Annotated in this window: 15 protein-coding genes and 7 tRNA genes; 11 read left to right on the top strand and 11 right to left on the bottom strand. The window is 66.8% G+C overall.

Annotated features, from left to right (window positions below):
- Window positions 1–258: 258 nt before the first annotated feature.
- The 4 genes from N5J29_RS11130 (at window position 259) to N5J29_RS11115 (ending at window position 5,772) form a co-directional block, all read left to right on the top strand.
- Entirely contained in the window at window positions 259–474 is a 216-nt protein-coding gene (locus N5J29_RS11130; RefSeq protein WP_005410085.1) for a hypothetical protein, read from the top strand.
- Between the two features lie 204 nt (window positions 475–678).
- Entirely contained in the window at window positions 679–3,066 is a 2,388-nt protein-coding gene (locus tag N5J29_RS11125; protein WP_164151894.1) for a Tex family protein, read from the top strand.
- A gap of 208 nt (window positions 3,067–3,274) precedes the next feature.
- Window positions 3,275–5,470, top strand: a complete 2,196-nt coding sequence (locus N5J29_RS11120; RefSeq protein WP_164151892.1) for a PAS domain S-box protein — start codon at window positions 3,275–3,277, stop codon at window positions 5,468–5,470.
- 62 nt (window positions 5,471–5,532) lie between these two features.
- On the top strand, window positions 5,533–5,772 hold the full coding sequence (locus N5J29_RS11115) for a hypothetical protein (protein WP_128990489.1): 240 nt from the start codon (window positions 5,533–5,535) through the stop codon (window positions 5,770–5,772).
- A 9-nt stretch (window positions 5,773–5,781) separates the two neighbouring features.
- Here the strand turns inward: N5J29_RS11115 and N5J29_RS11110 are convergent, their stop codons facing one another.
- Window positions 5,782–6,870 carry a DUF5694 domain-containing protein gene (locus N5J29_RS11110; protein ID WP_262219147.1) on the bottom strand — a complete coding sequence of 363 codons (1,089 nt, stop codon included), beginning with the start codon at window positions 6,868–6,870 and terminating at the stop codon, window positions 5,782–5,784.
- Between the two features lie 425 nt (window positions 6,871–7,295).
- Here N5J29_RS11110 and N5J29_RS11105 point away from each other — a divergent pair, with 425 nt between their 5' ends.
- Window positions 7,296–9,131, top strand: a complete 1,836-nt coding sequence (locus N5J29_RS11105) for a methyl-accepting chemotaxis protein (protein ID WP_164151888.1) — start codon at window positions 7,296–7,298, stop codon at window positions 9,129–9,131.
- Here the strand turns inward: N5J29_RS11105 and N5J29_RS11100 are convergent.
- Both N5J29_RS11100 and N5J29_RS11095 read right to left on the bottom strand, forming a co-directional pair.
- On the bottom strand, window positions 9,128–10,564 hold the full coding sequence (locus N5J29_RS11100; RefSeq protein ID WP_164151886.1) for a GGDEF domain-containing protein: 1,437 nt from the start codon (window positions 10,562–10,564) through the stop codon (window positions 9,128–9,130). The two genes, N5J29_RS11105 and N5J29_RS11100, sit on opposite strands and share 4 nt — an antisense overlap.
- A 205-nt stretch (window positions 10,565–10,769) precedes the next feature.
- Window positions 10,770–10,855 (bottom strand) — tRNA-Leu (locus N5J29_RS11095).
- 140 nt (window positions 10,856–10,995) lie between these two features.
- Between N5J29_RS11095 and N5J29_RS11090 the strand changes: the two genes are divergently transcribed.
- Window positions 10,996–11,376: a response regulator gene (locus N5J29_RS11090; RefSeq protein WP_053520434.1), complete on the top strand. Its 381-nt coding sequence runs from the start codon at window positions 10,996–10,998 to the stop codon at window positions 11,374–11,376.
- A 40-nt stretch (window positions 11,377–11,416) separates the two neighbouring features.
- Here the strand turns inward: N5J29_RS11090 and N5J29_RS11085 are convergent, their stop codons facing one another.
- On the bottom strand, window positions 11,417–12,373 hold the full coding sequence (locus tag N5J29_RS11085) for an SOS response-associated peptidase family protein (protein WP_164151884.1): 957 nt from the start codon (window positions 12,371–12,373) through the stop codon (window positions 11,417–11,419).
- Window positions 12,374–12,450: 77 nt separating this feature from the next.
- On the opposite strand from N5J29_RS11085, the gene N5J29_RS11080 reads away from it, so the two are divergent.
- Window positions 12,451–12,867 (top strand): GNAT family N-acetyltransferase, encoded by a 417-nt coding sequence (locus tag N5J29_RS11080; RefSeq protein ID WP_053520436.1) that lies wholly within the window; start codon window positions 12,451–12,453, stop codon window positions 12,865–12,867.
- Between the two features lie 38 nt (window positions 12,868–12,905).
- Here the strand turns inward: N5J29_RS11080 and N5J29_RS11075 are convergent.
- From N5J29_RS11075 to N5J29_RS11045, 7 genes are all read right to left on the bottom strand, one after another.
- A tRNA-Glu gene (locus N5J29_RS11075) sits at window positions 12,906–12,981 on the bottom strand.
- Between the two features lie 48 nt (window positions 12,982–13,029).
- Window positions 13,030–13,105: transfer RNA gene (locus N5J29_RS11070), tRNA-Ala, on the bottom strand.
- A 42-nt stretch (window positions 13,106–13,147) separates the two neighbouring features.
- Window positions 13,148–13,223, bottom strand: a tRNA-Glu gene (locus tag N5J29_RS11065).
- Between the two features lie 49 nt (window positions 13,224–13,272).
- Window positions 13,273–13,348 (bottom strand) — tRNA-Ala (locus tag N5J29_RS11060).
- 180 nt (window positions 13,349–13,528) lie between these two features.
- Window positions 13,529–13,604, bottom strand: a tRNA-Glu gene (locus N5J29_RS11055).
- Window positions 13,605–13,658: 54 nt separating this feature from the next.
- Window positions 13,659–13,734, bottom strand: a tRNA-Ala gene (locus N5J29_RS11050).
- A gap of 110 nt (window positions 13,735–13,844) precedes the next feature.
- Window positions 13,845–14,243: a heavy metal-responsive transcriptional regulator gene (locus tag N5J29_RS11045; protein WP_065175310.1), complete on the bottom strand. Its 399-nt coding sequence runs from the start codon at window positions 14,241–14,243 to the stop codon at window positions 13,845–13,847.
- 181 nt (window positions 14,244–14,424) lie between these two features.
- Here N5J29_RS11045 and N5J29_RS11040 point away from each other — a divergent pair, with 181 nt between their 5' ends.
- The 4 genes from N5J29_RS11040 to N5J29_RS11025 all read left to right on the top strand — a co-directional run bounded on the left by N5J29_RS11040 (window position 14,425) and on the right by N5J29_RS11025 (window position 19,148).
- Window positions 14,425–15,498 (top strand): helix-turn-helix domain-containing protein, encoded by a 1,074-nt coding sequence (locus N5J29_RS11040; RefSeq protein ID WP_164151882.1) that lies wholly within the window; start codon window positions 14,425–14,427, stop codon window positions 15,496–15,498.
- Window positions 15,499–15,581: 83 nt separating this feature from the next.
- Window positions 15,582–16,385: a TlpA disulfide reductase family protein gene (locus tag N5J29_RS11035; RefSeq protein ID WP_164151880.1), complete on the top strand. Its 804-nt coding sequence runs from the start codon at window positions 15,582–15,584 to the stop codon at window positions 16,383–16,385.
- Between the two features lie 30 nt (window positions 16,386–16,415).
- Window positions 16,416–17,258: a thiol:disulfide interchange protein DsbG gene (gene dsbG, locus N5J29_RS11030; protein WP_053517670.1), complete on the top strand. Its 843-nt coding sequence runs from the start codon at window positions 16,416–16,418 to the stop codon at window positions 17,256–17,258.
- Between the two features lie 459 nt (window positions 17,259–17,717).
- Window positions 17,718–19,148 carry a DcaP family trimeric outer membrane transporter gene (locus N5J29_RS11025; RefSeq protein WP_164151878.1) on the top strand — a complete coding sequence of 477 codons (1,431 nt, stop codon included), beginning with the start codon at window positions 17,718–17,720 and terminating at the stop codon, window positions 19,146–19,148.
- Window positions 19,149–19,161: the final 13 nt, after the last annotated feature.

Here is a 19,161-nt window from a genome sequence, read left to right as displayed (position 1 = left end):
CGGCCCAATCACATGAAACGCGTTACACGACCGGCCACGAGGGCTGCGCCGTTGGCGGGAGTTCCTTGGAATTCGTTAGCTGGAAGTTAAAGATCCGTAAGCATTCTGCTGCGATCCCGCCGTCATCTGCATGCAACCGATCGTCATTAGCCTGCGTGACGTTCCAGTCAGGTACGACGCGGTAAGCTCCTCTCCGATGGGCTCGCAGCATCGCTCATCGAGTGCAGTACGCAGTAGCAATTTGGAGGAATACATCACATGGCAATCGTTCTCTATGTCGGTGGTAGCAAGGATGGCGAGAAGGGCGTGGTGCCCTATGGCTTCAGCAAATCGCGCGCCGACACCGCGCTGGGGCCGGAGTTCTACACCGAGCGGTTCATGGAACTGCAGGGTGTCGGCAAGGTCAGGCTGATGGCACTGGAAGGCATGCGTGACGAGATCGTCATGCAGCGCGCCGCCCGCCACTACCGCTGACCCTCGCAACACGCGGCAGGGCGCGCCCACCATCGCGCGCCCGCGCCGGCATCCCAGCCCCGGGCCAGTCCGAGCCCCCCTGCCAGGATGCCGGCGTCCAGACCGGCCACGCCGCTGAACCCCGTCTGCTGTCAATGTCTTGTCCGGCTCCGTCGCGGATTGCCAGAATGGGGTCTTCCCGTAACGCGGCACAGACCTGAAGCAATGCACGACGCCAAGAACGCCCAGAGCGCGCTCGCCCAGCAGATCGCCCAGACCATCGCCGAGGAAATCGGTGCCCAGCCCAGCCAGGTGCGCGCCGCGGTCGGCCTGCTTGACGAAGGTGCCAGCGTTCCGTTCATCGCCCGCTACCGCAAGGAAGTGACCGGTGGCCTGGACGACACCCAGCTGCGCAATCTCGAAGTGCGCCTCACCTACCTGCGCGAACTGGAAGACCGCCGTGCGGCGGTGCTGGCCAGCATCGACGAGCAGGGCAAGCTCAGCGACGAACTGCGCAACGACATCCTCGCCGCCGATACCAAGAGCCGGCTGGAAGACCTGTACCTGCCGTACAAGCCCAAGCGCCGTACCCGTGCGCAGATTGCCCGCGAGGCCGGCCTGGAGCCGCTGGCCGATGGACTGCTCGCCGATCCGACGCAGGACCCTCAGGCCTTCGCGGCCAGCTTTGTCGATGCTGACAAGGGCGTGGCCGATGCCAAGGCGGCGCTGGAGGGCGCGCGGGCGATCCTGATGGAGCGCTGGGGGGAAGATGCCGCACTGGTGGGCGAGCTGCGCACCTGGCTGGGCGAACACGGCGTGATCCGCGCCCGCGTGGCCGAGGGCAAGGAGACCGAGGGCGCCAAGTACCGCGACTATTTCGAGCACGCCGAAGCCTTGGCGAAAATTCCCTCGCATCGCCTGCTGGCGCTGTTCCGCGCGCGTCGCGAGGAGATCCTGTACCTGGAGCTGGACCCGGGCAGCGATGCCGAGGCAGGCCATCAGTACGCAGAGGGGCGCGTGGCCCGCAAGGCCGGCATCGCCGACCAGGGCCGTGCCGCCGACCGCTGGCTGCTCGATGCCTGCCGCCTGACCTGGCGTGCCAAGCTGCACATGCACCTGCTGCTGGACCTGTTCAACCAGGCCCGCGAAAAGGCCGAAGCGGACGCGATCACCGTGTTCGGTGACAACCTGAAGGATCTGCTGCTGGCTGCGACGGCGGGCCCGAAGACCGTGCTCGGGCTGGATCCAGGCATCCGCACCGGCTGCAAGATCGCAGTGGTCGATGCCACCGGCAAGCTGGTCGCCACCGAGACGATCTATCCGCACGAGCCCCGGCGCCAGTGGGAGCAGTCGCTGCAGACGATCAGGCAGCTGTGTACCCGGCACAACGTGGAACTGATCGCGATCGGCAACGGCACCGCAAGCCGCGAGACCGACAAGCTGGCCGGCGAAGCGATCAAGGCGGTCGGCAACCCGAAGCTGCAGAAGGTGGTGGTCAGTGAGGCCGGTGCTTCGGTGTACTCGGCTTCCGAGCTCGCAGCCAGGGAGTTCCCGGACCTGGACGTGTCGCTGCGCGGCGCGGTGTCGATCGCGCGCCGCCTGCAGGATCCGTTGGCCGAGCTGGTCAAGATCGAACCGAAGGCCATCGGCGTGGGCCAGTATCAGCATGACGTCGATCAGTACCGCCTGGCGCGCGCGCTGGACGCCCGCGTGGAGGACTGCGTGAACGCGGTCGGGGTGTACGTGAACACCGCCTCGGCCGCGCTGTTGTCGCGCGTGTCCGGCCTGTCGGCGACGGTGGCCGAGAACATCGTGCGCCATCGCGATGACAATGGTCCGTTCAAGCGCCGCAAGGACCTGCTGAAAGTCGCCCGGCTGGGTGAGAAGACCTTCGAGCAGTGTGCCGGCTTCCTGCGCATTGCCGACGGCGACGAGCCGCTGGACGCGTCCGCCGTGCATCCGGAAGCCTATCCGGTGGTCGAACGCATCGTCGCCAGTACCCAGCGCCCGATCAAGGCGTTGATCGGCGATGGCAGCTTCCTGCGTGGGCTGAAGGCCGAGCAGTTCACCGATGCGACCTTCGGCGTGCCGACGGTGCGCGACATCCTCAGGGAGCTGGAAAAGCCCGGCCGTGACCCGCGCCCGGAGTTCAAGGCCGCACGTTTCGCCGAGGGCGTGGAAGACATCAAGGACCTGCGCGAGGGCATGGTGCTGGAAGGCGTGGTCAGCAACGTCGCCGCGTTTGGCGCCTTTGTCGATATCGGCGTGCACCAGGACGGCCTGATCCACATTTCGGCGCTCTCCGACACCTTCGTGAAGGACCCGCGCGACGTGGTCAAGGCTGGCGATATCGTCAAGGTGAAGGTGCTTGAGGTGGATGTGCCGCGCAAGCGCATCGCGCTGACCCGGCGCCTGGACGATACCCCCGGCCAGGCCACCAGCCGCCCCGGCAGCCGTGACGAGCGTGGTCAGGGACAAGGGCCGCGGCGTGACGCAGGCGGGCCGGGCCGGAGCCCGGGGCGGGGCCAGGGCAACGGCGGTCGGCCCGCCCCCTCGGCAGCCCCGGCCAACAACGCACTGGCTGAAGCCTTCGCCCGCGCCAAGCGCAGTTGAGGAGCGTGTTCCCCGTCACGGTTGAACCGGGGCGGGGGACTTGTCGATTTTCCCCGTGATTGCGCACACTTGCGCATCTGGGGAGGCGTGTGGCCGACCCGCTGTCGCTGGGGAGGACCATGACGCCAGCACGCCCCGTCCGATTCCGTGACAGCTGCAGCGGATTGCTGCGGCCCGTGCACGCCTGCGCGGGACGGAGAAGGGCTTGATGGCGGGTCAGGGCAACAACAGCAACGATCTGCTCGAACGCCGTCTGCATGCGCTGGCCGAAGAGCGTCGGCGGCTTGCGATGATCATCGAAGGCACCGCTGCCGGCACCTGGGAGTGGAACGTGCAGACCGGCGAAATGCGGGTCAACGCGCGCTGGGCCGAAATCGTCGGCTACCGGCTGGAAGAGCTGGAGCCGATCTGCCAGAAGACCTTCGCGGCACTGGTGCATCCGGACGACATCGCGCTGTCGGACGCCGCGCTGCAGGAGCATTTCGACGGGCGCAGCGACAACTACGCCTGCCTGGTGCGCATGCGCCACAAGAACGGCCAGTGGATCTGGGTCCATGACCGTGGTCGCGTGTTCGAATGGGACGGTCAGGGGCGGCCGTTGTGGATGGCAGGTGCCCACGCCGACGTCACCGAGCTGCAGCAGGCACGACAGGACGCGGCCGAGAGCCGCCAGCGCCTGCAGTCGGTGGTGGACGCCTCCGACGACGTCGCGGTGATCGCGACCGATACCGATGGCACCATCACCCTGTTCAACACGGGTGCGCAGCGCCTGCTGGGTTACAGCGCCGCCGAGGTGGTCGGCCTGCGGCGGCTGGATGCCTTCCATGAGCCGGATGAGCTGAAGGCCTGGCTGCAACCGCAGGCCGACCCGCAGGGTCACCTGCCGGATGTGTTCGAAGCCCTCAGTGCGCATGCCGAAGGGCAGACCTATTCGCGGCGATGGACGCTGCTGCGCAAGGATGGCCGGCAACGCCAGGTGCGGCTTTCGATCAGCCGCATGGACGGGGCCGATGGCGCGCGCATCGGCTATGTCGGCATGGCCATCGATATCACCGAGATCCTGCAGGCACGTGCGGAAGCACGCATGGCGGCGGAGAAGTTCGCAGGCGCCTTCACCTCGGCTGCACTCGGCATGGCGCTGGTTTCGCTGGAAGGACGCTGGCTGGATGTCAATGACGCGCTGTGCCGCATCCTGGGCTATGCGCGCGAGGAGCTGCTGCAGGTCGATTTCCAGCGGCTGACCCATCCGGACGATCTGCAGGCCGACCTGGCCCTGGTGCAGGACCTGCTGGCAGGCCGGTGCAGCCATTACCACCTGGAGAAGCGCTTTCTCGATCGCAACGGCAGGGTGATCTGGACGCGGCTGTCGGTATCGCTGGTGCGCAACGAACGCGGTGAGCCGGTGCATTTCGTCTCGCAGATCCAGGACATCAGCGCACAACGCAGCAGTGAACAGCGCCTGTTTGAAAGCGAGCAGCGCAGCCGCATCACCCTCGACGCCGTCGCCGACCTGGTGCTGAGCGTCAGCCTGGAGGGCCGCATCGAATATGCCAATGCCGCTGCCGTGCGCATGCTGGCCGGCGACGGCGCACAGGCGCTGGCCGGCTACAGGGTGCAGGACGTGCTGCAACTGACCACCGAGTACGCCCCCGGCTCGATGCTGGACGTGGCCGTACTGCTGGACCCGGAAAGCAACGCGGTCGACCTGCATGCCGACCTGCTGCTGCGGCTGGGCACGGCGACGGTGCCGGTGGACCTGACCCGCGCCTGGCTGCGCGACGATGAGGGCCATGTGCGCGGTGCGGTGTGGGTGCTGCGCGATGATACCCAGCAGCGTGCACGGCAGCGCGAAGCGCGCCAGCTGGCGGAGATCGATCCGCTGACCGAACTGAGCAACCGGCGGGGGTTCGAAGTCCATCTGCAGCAGGCCATCACCCGGGTCGAGCGGACAGGCCAGGCGGCATCGCTGATGTACATCGACCTGGACCGCTTCAAGCCGGTCAACGACACCTGGGGCCACCTGGCCGGCGATGCGGTGCTGTGGGCGGTGGCCAGCGTGCTGCGCCACGGCGTGCGCGATTCGGACGTGGTGGCCCGGCTGGGCGGGGACGAGTTCGCGGTGATCCTGTCCGGCTGCACGCCGCGCCGCGCGGCGCGGATCGGCGGCGAACTGCTGCAGACCCTGGCCAGCCTCTCCATTCCCTGGGACCAGCACCGCCTGCGGGTGGGCGCCAGCATCGGCATCGCGCCGCTGCTGGGCGGCATGGGGGTGGACCAGGCCGTGGCTGCGGCCGATGCGCAGTGCTACAGGGCCAAGGCAATGGGACGCAACAACGTGCAGGTGCAGGGGGAAGCCGGCGAATGGCCGGCTGAGGGCGTGGACAGCGACGCCGGTGGCGGCTGATCTCAGTCTGTGAGAGGGCGGCCGCGAATACTGCGCGCACACCCACCCCGTTGGAGAACGACATGCGTTTCTGGACCCCGGATGCCCTGCGTGCCTTCGCGCCGGCGATGGTCGGCTGGTGGCTGGCGGTAGCCGCCTGCCTGCGTTTGGAGCAACTGCACGGCGATGCCCGGGCGCAGGCGCTGCTGCCCACCCTACAGGGCGGCGTGGTGGTGCTGCTGATACTGACCCTGGGTGCGATCGTGGTCGCCTGCGTGCTGCTGTGGCGGTCGCGGCGCGGCGATGCGCCGGCCCCCTGCTAGCCCTGGCGCTCAGTCCAGCACGCTGTTGGCATCAACCAGCCGCACGTCGTGCATCTGGTTGAGGTAGGCCTCGTAGTAGCCCTTGTGCGAGGCGCCGACGAGGGTCAGCATGCGGGTGCCCGGGTGCTGGCCCAGCACCTCGCGCATATTGGCGACCATGCGCAGGTTGCGGGTTTCCCAGTAGCCGACGTAGTTGCGGCCGAAGCCTTCTGGCGATGGTTCGACCAGGGCCGCGCCGAAATCGCTGTTGTAGACCTGGGCGATGGTGTCGGGCGCGTTGTAGTTCCGATAGAGCGCCAGCAGGCCATCCGTGCTGCCGAGTTCGGCGTGCAGGGCCGTATCGGCGGCCCGTCGTGCCTTGCTGGCGGGATTGTTCCAGGCGTTCATGATGGCTTCGCCAGCCGCCTTCTCCAGTGCCGCAGGGGTGGGCGAATCAGCGGTGTGGTCATCGACTGCCCACAGGCGTTCCAGGCCCAGGCGTGCGGCAAGCTCGGCCGCGATCAGGCTGACTTCGTTGCGTCGCACGGCGCGTTTGTCGAGGAACTGCACCAGTTGCGGTGACAGGCTGTCTGCGGCGCGACGCTCCTGCGCCGGCAGGCGCAGCCACTGCACCAGCGCGGAGCCGTTCTCACCTGCGGCCAGGAACAGTGCGGCCAGCCGGCGACGCTGTGCGTGCGTCGGTGTAGCGGGCCATGCCGCCAGTACGCGATCGACTTCGGCGTTGGCCGCTGGAACATCCAGACCGGTGGCGGCCTGGGCAGGTGCAGGATCGACGCAGTAACTTTCCACGCTCTCGGCATAGCGGGCGGGATTGCGGCGCATGAAATCGCATTGCAGTCCGGACAGGTTCTCCACCGCGATCGCCGTCGGCCGCCATGCCTGCAGGCGCTGCAGCAGCGGCTCCAGCATTGCCGGCTGGAAGGTCGGGGGCAGGCCGGACAGGTGCGGTGAGCCCAGCACCAGCACTTCGTTGACGCGGCCGGCGGGCGGGCCCTTGAGCTGTGCGGGGTTGAAACTCGGCCGATAGCCTGCATCGGCGGCCAGCGCGCCGCTGCTGCACAGGCCGAGGGCGAAAAGAGCAGCCAGGCGTGAAAACATGCGATCTCCGTGTCGATGGACGGTCCGTGGTGGGCGCATCCTTGCCTGTCCACCCCCTTGCCGACAGCCCCGATGGTCATGGCAACCTTTTCGTTGCAGGCTGCATCGAGGGCGCCGTCAGGCGCTGCAGGGGGGAGGGGGCTGGACAGGGCCCGCTGCGGAGGGGCCTAAAGCCCGGAACGGAGGTGCCGATAACCTCACTGGATCCCGCTCCCGTCACCCGCTGCAGGACCCCAGGCTGCCCTGTCGGGCGGCCCGCGCAGTGTGTTCCGCCGCTCCCGGATGTCGATCGCACCCGCCCCCAGATGTTCTTGCCCGTTGCTCGAGAGGTGCCTGCCGGCACCTGTAGTCCAAGCAATTGATGTCGCCGTCGGGCATCCCGCCTGGCGGATCGCAACCGCTTACCGGACACCGAGGATCAGACAATGCTCATTCCAGGCCTTACGGCAGGCGCACAGGCGCCAGCCGAGCTGCACACCCGTTGGTCGCCGTGGCGTTCCCTGCTGGGGGCGCTGGCGGGACAGCCTCGGCCCGGCAGGGTCGACAGCGATCGCGGTCATGCCGAGCTGGCCGCCCAGGTGGCCGCACTGCATCGCGTGCAGGCGGTGATCGAATTCGATCTGGATGGCACCATCCTGCAGGCCAACGACAACTTCCTGCAGGCGGTGGGTTATCGTCTGGACGAAATCCAGGGCAGGCATCATTCGCTGTTCGTCGATCCCGATCAGGCGTCCAGCGCCGAGTATCGGGACTTCTGGGCCCGGCTGGGACGTGGCGAGTTCGACGCCGGACAGTACCGACGGCTGGGCAAGGGCGGGCGCGAAATCTGGATCCAGGCCTCCTACAACCCGGTGCTGGACCCGCAGGGCCGGCCCTTCAAGGTCGTCAAGTTCGCGACCGACATCACCGCGCAGAAGCTGCAGGCCGCGGACTCGGCGGGGCAGCTTGCCGCCATCGACAAGTCGCAGGCGGTGATCGAGTTCAGCCTGGACGGGCACATTCTCTCGGCGAACGCCAACTTCCTCGCCGCCACCGGCTACAGCCTGGAAGAGGTGCGCGGCCAACACCATGCGCTGTTCGTGGAGCCCGAGCTTCGCGACAGCGCCGAGTACCGCCGGTTCTGGGAAAAGCTCGGGCGCGGCGAGTACGACGCCGGGCAGTATCGGCGGCTCGGCAAGGGCGGCCGCGAGATCTGGATCCAGGCCTCCTACAACCCCATCCTGGATGGCAACGGCAGGCCGTTCAAGGTCGTCAAATACGCTACCGACATCACCGCGCAGGTGCATGAGAACCAGGCCATGCAGCGTGCGGTGGCGCAGACCCGGGAGGTCGTGGCGGCGGCCAAGCAGGGCGACCTGACCCGCACCGTCGCCATTGCCGACAAGAGTGGCCCCATCGCCGAGCTGTGCGATGGCGTCAACGCGCTGGTCGAAGCCATGGCGGGCATCATCGGCCAGATCAAGTTCGCTGCCGATACCATCGCGGTCGGCGCGACCGAAATCGCGCAGGGCAACAGCGACCTGTCGCAGCGCACCGAACAGCAGGCGGCCTCGCTGGAAGAAACCGCCGTGTCCATGAAGGGCCTGGCCGATACGGTGCAGCGCACGGCGGCCAATGCGCGCCAGGCAAGCCAGCTGGCCGGCGGCGCAGCGGAGGTGGCTGCGCGCGGCGGCAGCGTGGTGCACGAGGTGGTGGCGACGATGGCCTTGATCAACGCCTCCTCGCGTCGCATCGTCGACATCATCGGGGTGATTGACGGCATCGCATTCCAGACCAACATCCTGGCGCTGAACGCTGCCGTGGAGGCGGCCCGTGCCGGCGAGCACGGCCGTGGGTTCGCGGTCGTCGCCACCGAGATCCGCGAACTTTCGCAGCGCTCGGCCAGCGCCGCCAAGGAGATCAAGCAGCTGATCGACACATCGGTGGCCAATGTCGGTGCGGGCACGGCGCAGGTGGAAAGTGCTGGCCGCACGATGGACGAGATCGTACTCAACGTGCGCAGGGTCAGTGACCTGGTCACCGAGATCAGCAGCGCCTCGCAGCAGCAGAGCGATGACATCCAGCAGATGAACCACGCGGTGGACCTGATCGACCAGGGAACCCAGCAGAACGCGGCGCTGGTCGAGGAAGCGTCCGCCGCGGCGCGCAGCATGGAAGAACAGTCGGCCCACCTGCTGCAGACCGTCGCCGGATTCCGTGTGCAGGGGGCGGCGGGCGGCGCTGCCCTGCAGCATGGCGTGCCGACCCTGCGCGTGGTCTAGGCGCGCAGGGCAGGGGCCGCTGTACGTTCCGGCAAAGCCTCGCCGCGGACGCAGTTGCGGCCCGCGCGCTTGGCCCGGTACAGGGCCTGGTCCGCACGTTCGACCACGCTGTCCGGTTCCTGCCGAGCATCGGCAGCCAACCATGCCACGCCGATGCTGACGGTTACGCTGGACGGGCCGGACGGCAGCGCGGCGTCTTCGACCGCCACGCGGATGCGCTCGCCCATGGCCATCGCATGGGCCACGTCGGAGGAAGGCAACGCAGCGATGAATTCCTCGCCGCCGTAGCGGGCGAGCAGGTCGTCACCGCGCTGCAGGCAGCCATCGATGATCGCGGCCACCGCCTGCAGGCGGCGATCGCCCTCCGGGTGTCCGTAGGTATCGTTGAGGCGCTTGAAGTGGTCGATGTCGATCATGAGCACCGCCAGGCCCAGGCCCTGGCGCCGCGCGCGCCGTTGGGCGCCCGGCAGCGATTCATCGAAACTGCGGCGGTTGCCCAGCCCGGTCAGCGGGTCACGCCGGGCCAGCGCTGCCAGCTCGTCGCGCTGGCGCTGGATGTCCACCTGGCTCAGCACGCTGCGCAGTGCGTAGCCCAGCATGGCGCCGATGAAGCCCACCGTTGCCATCGTCTGGTTCGTGCGCGCCATCAGCAATGCGACCAGCATCAGCAGAAGCGGCAGCATCAACGGCACGCTGGCCTCGACGAAACGCCGCAGGTTGCGCGGGACAGGCGGCGCGGTCCTGCGCCGCGGACTGCCGGCGATCACCGCCAGCAGCAGGAACAGGCCGCTGATGAGCAGATCTGCCCATCCGCCGTCCGGGGTCTGCGGCCGATACCGGCTGACGTACTGCTCGATCAGGAAGTAGCCGAGCAGGAACAGGGTGAGGGTGCGGAAGAAGTCGCGGCGATCTGCGTTGTCCTCGGCCAGGTAGCGGATCAGCGCGAAGCTGAACAGCAGGCTGTTCTGCGTGGTGCTGATGGCGTTCAGGCCATGCGTCCACAGCGCGGTATCCAGCTGCGCAGTCGATTGCGCATGCGTGTAGTACAGCAGCCAGAGCAGGCTGATGATCGACAGGTCGACGCTGCGGACATGGCGGTTCCGGCTGTCAGCGCTGGCGGCCACGTAGGTCAGCGGGATGCGATAGAACACGTAGAGGATCAACGATGTCAGTGCGACCTGCGCCGGCCAGGCATCGGTGATGCCTGGAAACAGCAGTGGCAGCAGTGCGACCGGAAACAGGCTGACGGCGAAAGCGAAGGTCCTCCATTTGCAGGCGGCGTGGCTGTCACGCGCACGGCGCACGCATGCCATGGCCGCCAGCAGCGGCGCGGCGCTCGACATCAGGAACGAACCCACCGGATCTCCAGGGCCTGCCAGGCCGACGACGAATGCATGCGTGACCAGAAAAAACAGTGCAGCCGGCAACGTCATGCATTCCCCCGCCCCCAGGTACGGCCAGTCACGATAGGCAGATGCGCATGCGCCTTGCAAGAATTCCGCAGCGTTGGCCTGCTGGCAACGTTGTCAGCTGCGGCGCGCACGGCGGCGGCGCTGGGCGGTCGCCGCGCGGGAGGGGCGACGCAGGTGACGGGCCGGAAATGCAGAAGGCCAGGTCGTGGACCTGGCCTTTGATGCATGGTGCCGGTGAAAGGACTCGAACCTTCATGGGGTTGCCCCCGGCTGATTTTGAGTCAGCTGCGTATACCATTCCGCCACACCGGCAGGCAGCGGGTGATTTTACCCGAGGTCGAGCGCACTTTCATAGAGGCTGCCCGGCGCGGGACGATGGCGGCCGAATCTGCCGGCATTGCCCCCGTGATCGCTATACTGCGCCGGCGTGATATGCACAGGAGCGGGAATCGATGGCGGCGTTGCAGGACCTGCGGGTACTGGTGGTCGAGAACGACGAGATGAGCGCGGCCCTGCTGCAGATGCAACTGGTGCAGGCCGGTGCACAGGTGGTGGGGCTGGCTGCGAGCGTCGGCGAAGCGCTGAGGCTGCTGGAAGAAACTACGCCGGACGTGGCGCTGCTGGACTATCGCCTGGCCCACCAGGAAACCAGTGAGCCGGTCGCGGCGGCGCTGGCCGCCCGCGGCGTGCCCTTCGTGCTCGCGACCGGCATGTCGGCGGAGCAGCTGCCACAGGCCATGCAGTCGGGTGTGCTGCTGGTCAAGCCCTACCTGTCCGCGGAGCTGTCGCAGGCGCTGGCCCGCGCGGTCGGGCATTCCAGCGCCCGCGCCTGATCCAGGCGCGGTGGCCGGACGATCCGGCCGCAGTGCGTGCTCAGGCGGACTCCTCGAAGACGTAACGGATCTCCTCGCGATCGTCGAGGATGCGGTATTGGTTGGCCAGATCGCCAGGTTCCGGATTGAGCCATGCATCGAGGTGCTCGGGCCGGATCGGCACGATGCCGCGATCATGGCCGGCGGCGGAGATATCGGCCGGCGGCGTATCGGTGATGGTCGCAAATGAGAGGAGGCGTCCTTCGGGGCCGTCCCACTCGGACCAGAGGCAGGCTACCAACAGGTCGCGGGGCGGGTCGGGGCGGAACTCAAGGACCACATCTCCCGTCCTGTCATCAGGGGCCGGTGCGCGTCCGCCAACCGCGTGCCGGGACACGTGTTCGTAGAAGGCCTGGATGACGACCACGCCATGACGCTGCCCGAAAGCGCCGCGCCAGTAGCCTTCCAGGCTGTCACGGCGGGCGTTGTAACTGCCCGGATAGAGCACGTCGTTGCGCGCGGGCGCATCCGGCAGACGGCACCGGTAGCGCATCGGTTTGATCACCCGTTGCCCGTTCTCGCTCACCATCACCGGCGCGTAGGTGCCGGGGAAAATGCGGTTGTCGCGTGGCAGCAGCTGCACGCGATGCAGGTCGTCGAGCCGGGTCTGCGCGCGATCGATGCGGTTGCCGGCGATGCGCAGCTCGTTGCGCGCCTTCAGTGTGGGACGGGTGGCCAGGGCTGCGATTGCGATGTCGCGGCGTTCGCGCTGCTGGGCCAGCTCGGCTTCCAGCGTGGCCTGCTCCTGTGCATGCCACCGCTGGATCCGGGCCACGATGTCGCGGCCGAGCTCCGTGCGCGCGCCAGCGAAGCCGTCATCCATGGCCTTGGGCGTCCTGGGTTGCTTCTTGCCGGGGTCGTACGCGTACAGCTCGGCGAACTCCTCCAGCGACAGCACGGCACCGAACTCGCGCACCAGCTTGGCGTAGTCGGCCCGGATCAAAGCGGAGTAGCACATGCGATATCTGTCGGGGTGAGTCGCGGCGGCTGCGACGCGGATGCGGCAGGATAGCCTGACACTCAGGGAGATTCCGCATGAACGATCCGGCCCATTGCCATTTCCGTGAAGGCGTGCCCACGGTCGAGGCCTATTGCCAGCTCCGGGCGCTGGCCGGGCTCAGCGCCAAGACCGCCGAAGCGGCTGCACGTGCGCTGCCCAATACCCTGTTCGGTGTCTGCGCCTATCAGGGCAGTGAGCTGGTGGCGATGGGCCGGATCGTCGGCGATGGCGGCTGCCACCTGCAGGTCTGCGATATCGCCGTGCTGCCGCGGTTGCAGGGGCAGGGACTGGGCAAGGAGGTGATGCGGCGTCTGGACGAATGGATGCAGGCCAACCTTCCGCCTTCGGCCTATGTGAGCCTGCTCGCCGATGGCGAGGCACATCGGTTGTATGCGCAGTACGGATTCGCGCCGACGGCGCCAGCCTCGATCGGAATGTATCGACGCTTCTGAAAAGAAAAACCCCGGCCGAAGCCGGGGTTTTCAGAAATTGGCGTCCCCACGGGGATTCGAACCCCGGTCGCCACCGTGAAAGGGTGATGTCCTAGGCCTCTAGACGATGGGGACGCACGAAAACTTCAAGTTGTAGAACCTTCGACGGCCTGATGTCGAAAGTGGTGGAGCCAAGCGGGATCGAACCGCTGACCTCCTGCATGCCATGCAGGCGCTCTCCCAGCTGAGCTATGGCCCCATGAAACCAGGATGCCTGCCGGGAGCAGGGTCCTTTTGAAACTGGCGTCCCCACGGGGATTCGAACCCCGGTCGCCACCGTGAAAGGGTGATGTCCTAGGCCTCTAGACGATGGGGACGCACGAAAAACTTCAAGTTGTAGAACTTTCGACGGCCTAATGTCGAAAGTGGTGGAGCCAAGCGGGATCGAACCGCTGACCTCCTGCATGCCATGCAGGCGCTCTCCCAGCTGAGCTATGGCCCCGTGTTACCGAGCCGCCTATCATACCTGCGTGTTCACGTTTGTGGAAGCCTTTTGAGCTTTTTTCGTTCCGGCGCCCCGCATACGATCCGGGAGACCACCGTGACGCCACAACCTGAATGCCGGTTGGCGGTGAACAAAAAAGACCCGGTTATCGGCCGGGTCCTCGTTGTTCGTGATGAGTGGCGTCCCCACGGGGATTCGAACCCCGGTCGCCACCGTGAAAGGGTGATGTCCTAGGCCTCTAGACGATGGGGACGCAATTCTCATCAATGTTCTTTAGCGACCTTTCGACGGCCTAATGCCGAAAGATTGGTGGAGCCAAGCGGGATCGAACCGCTGACCTCCTGCATGCCATGCAGGCGCTCTCCCAGCTGAGCTATGGCCCCACGTCGCTGAGGAGCGAAATAATAGCGATGCCCCCTGGGGTTGGCAAGCATTTGTTGCACTTTTCTTCACGTCCGCGGCCGGGTGCGCCATCGTTCCGCCGGGTGCCTGGTCACTCGCCGTCTTCGGTCAGCGCCGCCAGGATCGGGCAGTGCACCAGCGCACCGTGGCCAGGGCAGGCCTCGACCAGTTGCGACAGTGCCGCATGCATGCGCTGCAGTTCGTTCATGCGCTGCTCGATGTCGCGCAGGCGCGTCCGTGCGGTGTCACGCACGCTGCCCATGTCGTGCTGGTGCTGGTCGCTCAGTGCGAGCAGTTCAGCGATCTCCTCCAGGCTGAAACCCAGCGCCTTCGCACGGCGGATGAAACGCAGGCGACGCAGGTCCTGCTCGCCGAAGATGCGGTAGCCACCGGCCGAACGTGCCGCGGTGGGCAAGAGCTGCTGGCGCTCGTAGTAGCGGACCGTATCGATCGGGACGCCCGCCCGGCGCGCCAGCTGACCAATGTTCATGGCGGAATTCCTCGGGTTTCCGGTCGCCATTCTGAACCCTTGAGTCTGGTCCAGGGTCAATGCGATGTGTGAGATACGCATCCAGTGCACTTTGCAACTTTCTTCATAGCCTCGCCGATGGAGCACTTTCTACCCTGCACCTGAACCGGTCATTCGCTGGCCAGAACCGAGGAGGTGCACCGTGGAGGGAATCAGGAGCGAGGGGTTCGTTGAAGTGGGGGTGGTCGAGTACCCCGGTGGCGACCCGTCGGCAGCATCGGTACTGGCTGAAATGGCACATGTGGCCAACCGCGTGGCGCAGCAGCAGCGGCGCCCGTTCAAGCGGGTGCTGGTGACCCGCTGGATCGTGCCGGCCAGCCGCAGCGGGGTACATCGCGTCGCGGGCGCGGACATGCTGGACGCGGCCATTCCCGCGGTGATCGCGGTTCCGGGCCAGGTCAGTTCGACGGCCTCTCTTCGTACCGATGAAATCCTGCTCGACTGGCTCCGTGCGCACTACGACGGCGGCAGTCTGCTGGCGGCCGCGGCGGATGGGGTGAGCGTATTGGCCCGGGCCGGCCTGCTGGCGGGCCGGACCGTGTCGGGTCCGGATCTCAGCCGCCATCCCGGACTGGTGGCGCAGGCTGTCAGCTGGGTACCCAGCGAACGCGCACTGGTGGACGATGGTGATCTGCTGACCGTCGCAGGTGTGCAGGCATGGCGCTTTCTCGGCCTGCGACTGCTGCACCGGCTGTTCGGTCAGGGCGTGGCCAGCGCGGTGGCCACGCAGCTCGCGATCACCGTTCCGGAACCGATCCAGCAGGATCTGGAGCGCTTCAGCGCCAACTTCGCCCATGGGGACCGCGACGTGCTGAAGGCCCAGCGCTGGCTGCACACCACGGCGGCGCGCGGCGCCACGCTTGCTTCGATCTGCGAAGTGGCCGGGCTGGAGCCGCGCACTCTGCAGCGCCGCTTCCTCAGAGCGACCGGGCTGCGTCCGATCGAATACTGCCAGCGACTGCGGGTGGCCAAGGCGCAGACATTGCTGCAGCAGGGGGCGGGTATCGATGAGGTGGCCTGGGGGGTCGGCTATGCCGATCAGAGTGCGTTCCGGCGTCTGTTCCTGCGCATCGTCGGCATGACGCCGGCGAACTATCGACGTCACGTCAGCAACAAGCGCCGCGAACGCCCGCTGCTGCCCTCCGTGGCAGGGAGCCTGCGCGGATTGGCGCCGGCGCCGACGCCGGGCATTCAGATGGGGCGCAGCGCGGCTTGACGATTGACGGTCGGTCGTCGCGCTTGCATCGCAGGCGCGACGCTTCGACCATGCGGTCAGTCGATCGTTGAGTGGATGGAATGATGTCCAGCGTTGGGCCGGTGCCGATGCCGGTCGTTCTGATTCTGATCTGTGTACTGATTGCGATGATGATCGCCCGGCTCTGGCCCGGTCGCCGTGCGCAGGGACCGCAGCCTTCGGCGGCCGGCATGGTGCTGGATATGCTGCTGGTGGGGCTGCTGTGTGGCCGCATCAGCTTCGTCGCCGTCAATGCGGCGCTGTATCGCGACTCGCCATGGAGCGTTCTGCAGATCACCGATGGCGGATACCACCTGGTCGTCGTGCTGATGGCTGCGTTGGCGTGGGGATTGTGGCGGCTGCGTGGACATCCCGCGCTGCGCCGGCCGGTACTGGCAGCAGCGCTGGCAGGTACGCTGCTGTGGGGCGCAGCCACTCACGGCGTGTCCGGGTGGCAGGCGCGGCATATGCCGCTGCCCAGGCTGGAGGTGATGGACCTGCAGGGCCGTGTCATCGATCTGCAGCAGTTCCGCGGGAAACCCGTGGTCGTGAATCTATGGGCAACGTGGTGTGGTCCGTGCCGACGTGAAATGCCCGTGCTGGCAGCCGCGCAGGACGCACATGACGATGTGCGGTTCGTGTTCCTCAATCAGGGAGAAAGTCTGGACGAGGTCCAGGGTTTCATTGCCGGCGAACGCCTGCAGCTGCGCAACGTGCTGCTGGATGACGATGCTGCCGCATCTGCGGCGCTCGGGGTGCAGGCGTATCCTTCCACCCTGTTCTTCGATGCTGACGGACGCCTGCAGGAGCTGCATCTGGGTGAACTGACCATGGCAGGGCTTGAACACAAACTGCGCCGGCTGCGGTAGCCTGCGCTGGCATCCCACTATGGAGTTCCCATGTCGTTGATTTCCCTGCGCACCGTTCCTGCGGTGCTGTTGCTGCCGGCCCTGCTGGCCTTGGCCGCCTGCAGCCAGGCGCAGACGCCACCGGGCAAGGCAGGAGCTGCGCCGGCAGCCGGTGCGCCGGCCTCCGCTGCCAAGGGGGATCGCCCGGCGGTCCTGAAGGGCATCGAGAAGCATGGTTTCGAGGTCGTCGCCGAGTTCGACGCACCGGGTGGGCTGCGCGGCTTCGCCGGCGTGGTCGGTGGCCAGCAGCCTGCCGCCGCTTACGTGACCGCGGACGGCAAGCACGTGGTGGTAGGCAGTCTGTTCGATGCCGAGGGTAACGATGTCGCCGCTGATGCAGTGGAAAAGCTGGTGGCCGCGCCGATGTCGGCCAAGATGTGGAGCAAGCTGGACGCCAGTGCGTGGGTGCGGGATGGCAAGGCCGACGCACCGCGCGTGGTCTACACATTCAGTGATGCCAACTGCCCGTACTGCCACAAGTTCTGGGAGGCGGCACGCCCATGGGTGGATGCCGGCAAGGTGCAGCTGCGTCATGTGATGGTCGGTGTGATCCGCGAGGACAGCCCGGCCAAGGCGGCCGCGATTCTGGCCGCACGCGACCCCAGCGCGGCGCTGCTGGAGAACGAGCGCCAGTTCGACCGCGGTGGCATCAAGCCGCTGCCGAACATCAGCCGCGAGATCGCGGGGAAGCTGGATGCCAACCAGGTCCTGATGATCGAGATGGGCTTCCAGGGTACGCCGGGGATCCTGTTCCAGGATGCGCAGGGCCAGGTGCAGCGTCGCTCCGGTCTTCCACAGGGTGCTGATCTGCAGACGGTGCTGGGTCCACGCTGAAAAGTGATCCTGCATGCAGGCTGTCATCGACAGGCCCGTACGGAAACGTGCGGGCCTGCTGCGTTTGCATGGCCATGACGGCGTGAACTGCTGCGCAGTGCTTGTTCGCCGTCACGTCTGAATCGTGACTGAGATCAAGCATCGTGCCTTGATTCCAATCAAGGCCAAAAACGACATGCGCACTAGCCTGTGATGCATGAAATACAGCGATATCGCTTCTGCACTGCTGCACACGCAGGGCTCTCCCCAGAGCATGCCCGCATCGCAATTCACGACACTCTCACTCTGCGCTTGCTACCCAGACTGCTCCGGTCGCTGCCTCATCGGCGGTGCGAACCTGCCGGCGACCGTCTGTCTTAATCGCAGTATCCGTATTTCCAGCAACGGCGGAGCGAAGCCAGGACGGCGCACGCGTGCGGTCCGGCATCGCGTGGCGAGTGTTCGTGCACGGGGGATGCAATGCGCATGGCAGTACTGAGTCTTGCCTGCCTGGCCGCGCTGGCCGCTGCGCCGCTGCAGGCGCAGGCGGTTGCCGACGACGACGCGCAGGCGCTGCGCCGTGAGATCGCGGCGATGCGACAGGCCCTGGAAGGCATGCAGCAACGCCTGGACCAGCTCGAGCGGCATGATGCGGGCGTCGCGCCTGCTGCTACGGCTACGCCCGTGTCCCCAGCTCCGGCGACGACGGCCGCCACATTGCAGCCCACCCGCGTGCCCGGCGTGGCGCAACCGGTGCTGCCGGCGCGCGAATCAGTGGCGGACCCGTCGACGGCCGCCTCGCGTCCAGACAACGCTGCCAGCCCCACCGACGCAGATCTGAAAGGCTTCTTTGCCATCCCCGGAACCGACACGGTCATCCGCATCGGCGGCTATGCCAAGCTCGATGCCATCGCCGACTCGCGCCGGGCGGGGGACGAGGACCAGTTCATCCCTTCATCGATGCCGGTAGGGGACAGCCATCGCGACGTTTCCAACTTCAACATCCACGCCAAGCAGACGCGGTTCAGCTTCGAGGCGCGCCGGCCGACCACGCACGGCAACCTGCGCTTCTATCTGGAGAATGATTTCTTCGGCAGCAGCGATGGATACCAGTTCCGCCTGCGCCACGCCTATGGGCAGCTTGGCAATACCTATGCCGGTTATGGCTACTCCACCTTCATGGATGCCGACAGCCTGCCCGATACGCTGGATTTCGCAGGCCCGGGAGGTGCTGGCTACCTGCTGGTGGCCGGCATCCACCACAGTTTCGCGCTGGGCAAGGGAAGCACGCTGACGATCGCCGCCGAAGACCCGGAGACGGAACTGGCCGGGGCCAGCGAGACGCTGGCGGCGGTGAACCGGCTGCCGGATGTCACGGTAACCGCGCGCATGGAGCGCGATTGGGGCCACCTGCAGATGGGTGCGGTGGCCCGCAGTCTGGCCTATGACGGCCAGGACCAGCGCGACCGGCGCATCGCCGGCGGCCTGCAGCTCAGCGGTTCTGCTTCCGTGGGCGCGCGCGACCTGCTGCTGTTCGGCGTGCTGGGCGGCCGCGGCCTGAGCCGCTACACCGCTGATCTGACCGGCTCCGGCCTGGATGCCGTGGTGGATGCGGACGGTCGCTTGGAGGCACTGGATCTGCACGGCGGCTTCGTCGGTTACACCCATTACTGGTCCGATCTGTGGCGCTCGAATCTGATTTTCGGACAGCTCACGCTGGAGCGGAATGCCGCTCTTGCCAGTGACGCGTTCCGGCAAAGCCGTTACGGCGTCTTCAACCTGATCTGGAGCCCCGCGCCCTCGTGGACGATGGGCATGGAGCTGCTTTACGGCCGCCTGCAGCAGCAGGACGGTGCACGCGGCGACACAGTAAGAGTGCAGGGCAGCCTGCAGTACAACTTCATCAAATAGGCGCCAGCGGCAG

The sequence above is a fragment of the Stenotrophomonas sp. GD03680 genome (assembly GCF_029844625.1).
GTDB lineage: Bacteria > Pseudomonadota > Gammaproteobacteria > Xanthomonadales > Xanthomonadaceae > Stenotrophomonas > Stenotrophomonas maltophilia_P.
This window is presented reverse-complemented; position numbering and strand designations above follow the sequence as displayed.

Excerpts from the sequence above, each read along its gene's own strand:
- N5J29_RS11130 (WP_005410085.1), top strand. The coding sequence starts at position 259 with ATGGCAATCGTTCTCTATGTCGGTGGTAGCAAGGATGGCGAGAAGGGC.
- N5J29_RS11125 (WP_164151894.1), top strand. The coding sequence starts at position 679 with ATGCACGACGCCAAGAACGCCCAGAGCGCGCTCGCCCAGCAGATCGCC.
- N5J29_RS11120 (WP_164151892.1), top strand. The coding sequence starts at position 3,275 with ATGGCGGGTCAGGGCAACAACAGCAACGATCTGCTCGAACGCCGTCTG.
- N5J29_RS11115 (WP_128990489.1), top strand. The coding sequence starts at position 5,533 with ATGCGTTTCTGGACCCCGGATGCCCTGCGTGCCTTCGCGCCGGCGATG.
- N5J29_RS11110 (WP_262219147.1), bottom strand. The coding sequence starts at position 6,870 with ATGTTTTCACGCCTGGCTGCTCTTTTCGCCCTCGGCCTGTGCAGCAGC.
- N5J29_RS11105 (WP_164151888.1), top strand. The coding sequence starts at position 7,296 with ATGCTCATTCCAGGCCTTACGGCAGGCGCACAGGCGCCAGCCGAGCTG.
- N5J29_RS11100 (WP_164151886.1), bottom strand. The coding sequence starts at position 10,564 with ATGACGTTGCCGGCTGCACTGTTTTTTCTGGTCACGCATGCATTCGTC.
- N5J29_RS11090 (WP_053520434.1), top strand. The coding sequence starts at position 10,996 with ATGGCGGCGTTGCAGGACCTGCGGGTACTGGTGGTCGAGAACGACGAG.
- N5J29_RS11085 (WP_164151884.1), bottom strand. The coding sequence starts at position 12,373 with ATGTGCTACTCCGCTTTGATCCGGGCCGACTACGCCAAGCTGGTGCGC.
- N5J29_RS11080 (WP_053520436.1), top strand. The coding sequence starts at position 12,451 with ATGAACGATCCGGCCCATTGCCATTTCCGTGAAGGCGTGCCCACGGTC.
- N5J29_RS11045 (WP_065175310.1), bottom strand. The coding sequence starts at position 14,243 with ATGAACATTGGTCAGCTGGCGCGCCGGGCGGGCGTCCCGATCGATACG.
- N5J29_RS11035 (WP_164151880.1), top strand. The coding sequence starts at position 15,582 with ATGTCCAGCGTTGGGCCGGTGCCGATGCCGGTCGTTCTGATTCTGATC.
- dsbG (WP_053517670.1), top strand. The coding sequence starts at position 16,416 with ATGTCGTTGATTTCCCTGCGCACCGTTCCTGCGGTGCTGTTGCTGCCG.
- N5J29_RS11025 (WP_164151878.1), top strand. The coding sequence starts at position 17,718 with ATGCGCATGGCAGTACTGAGTCTTGCCTGCCTGGCCGCGCTGGCCGCT.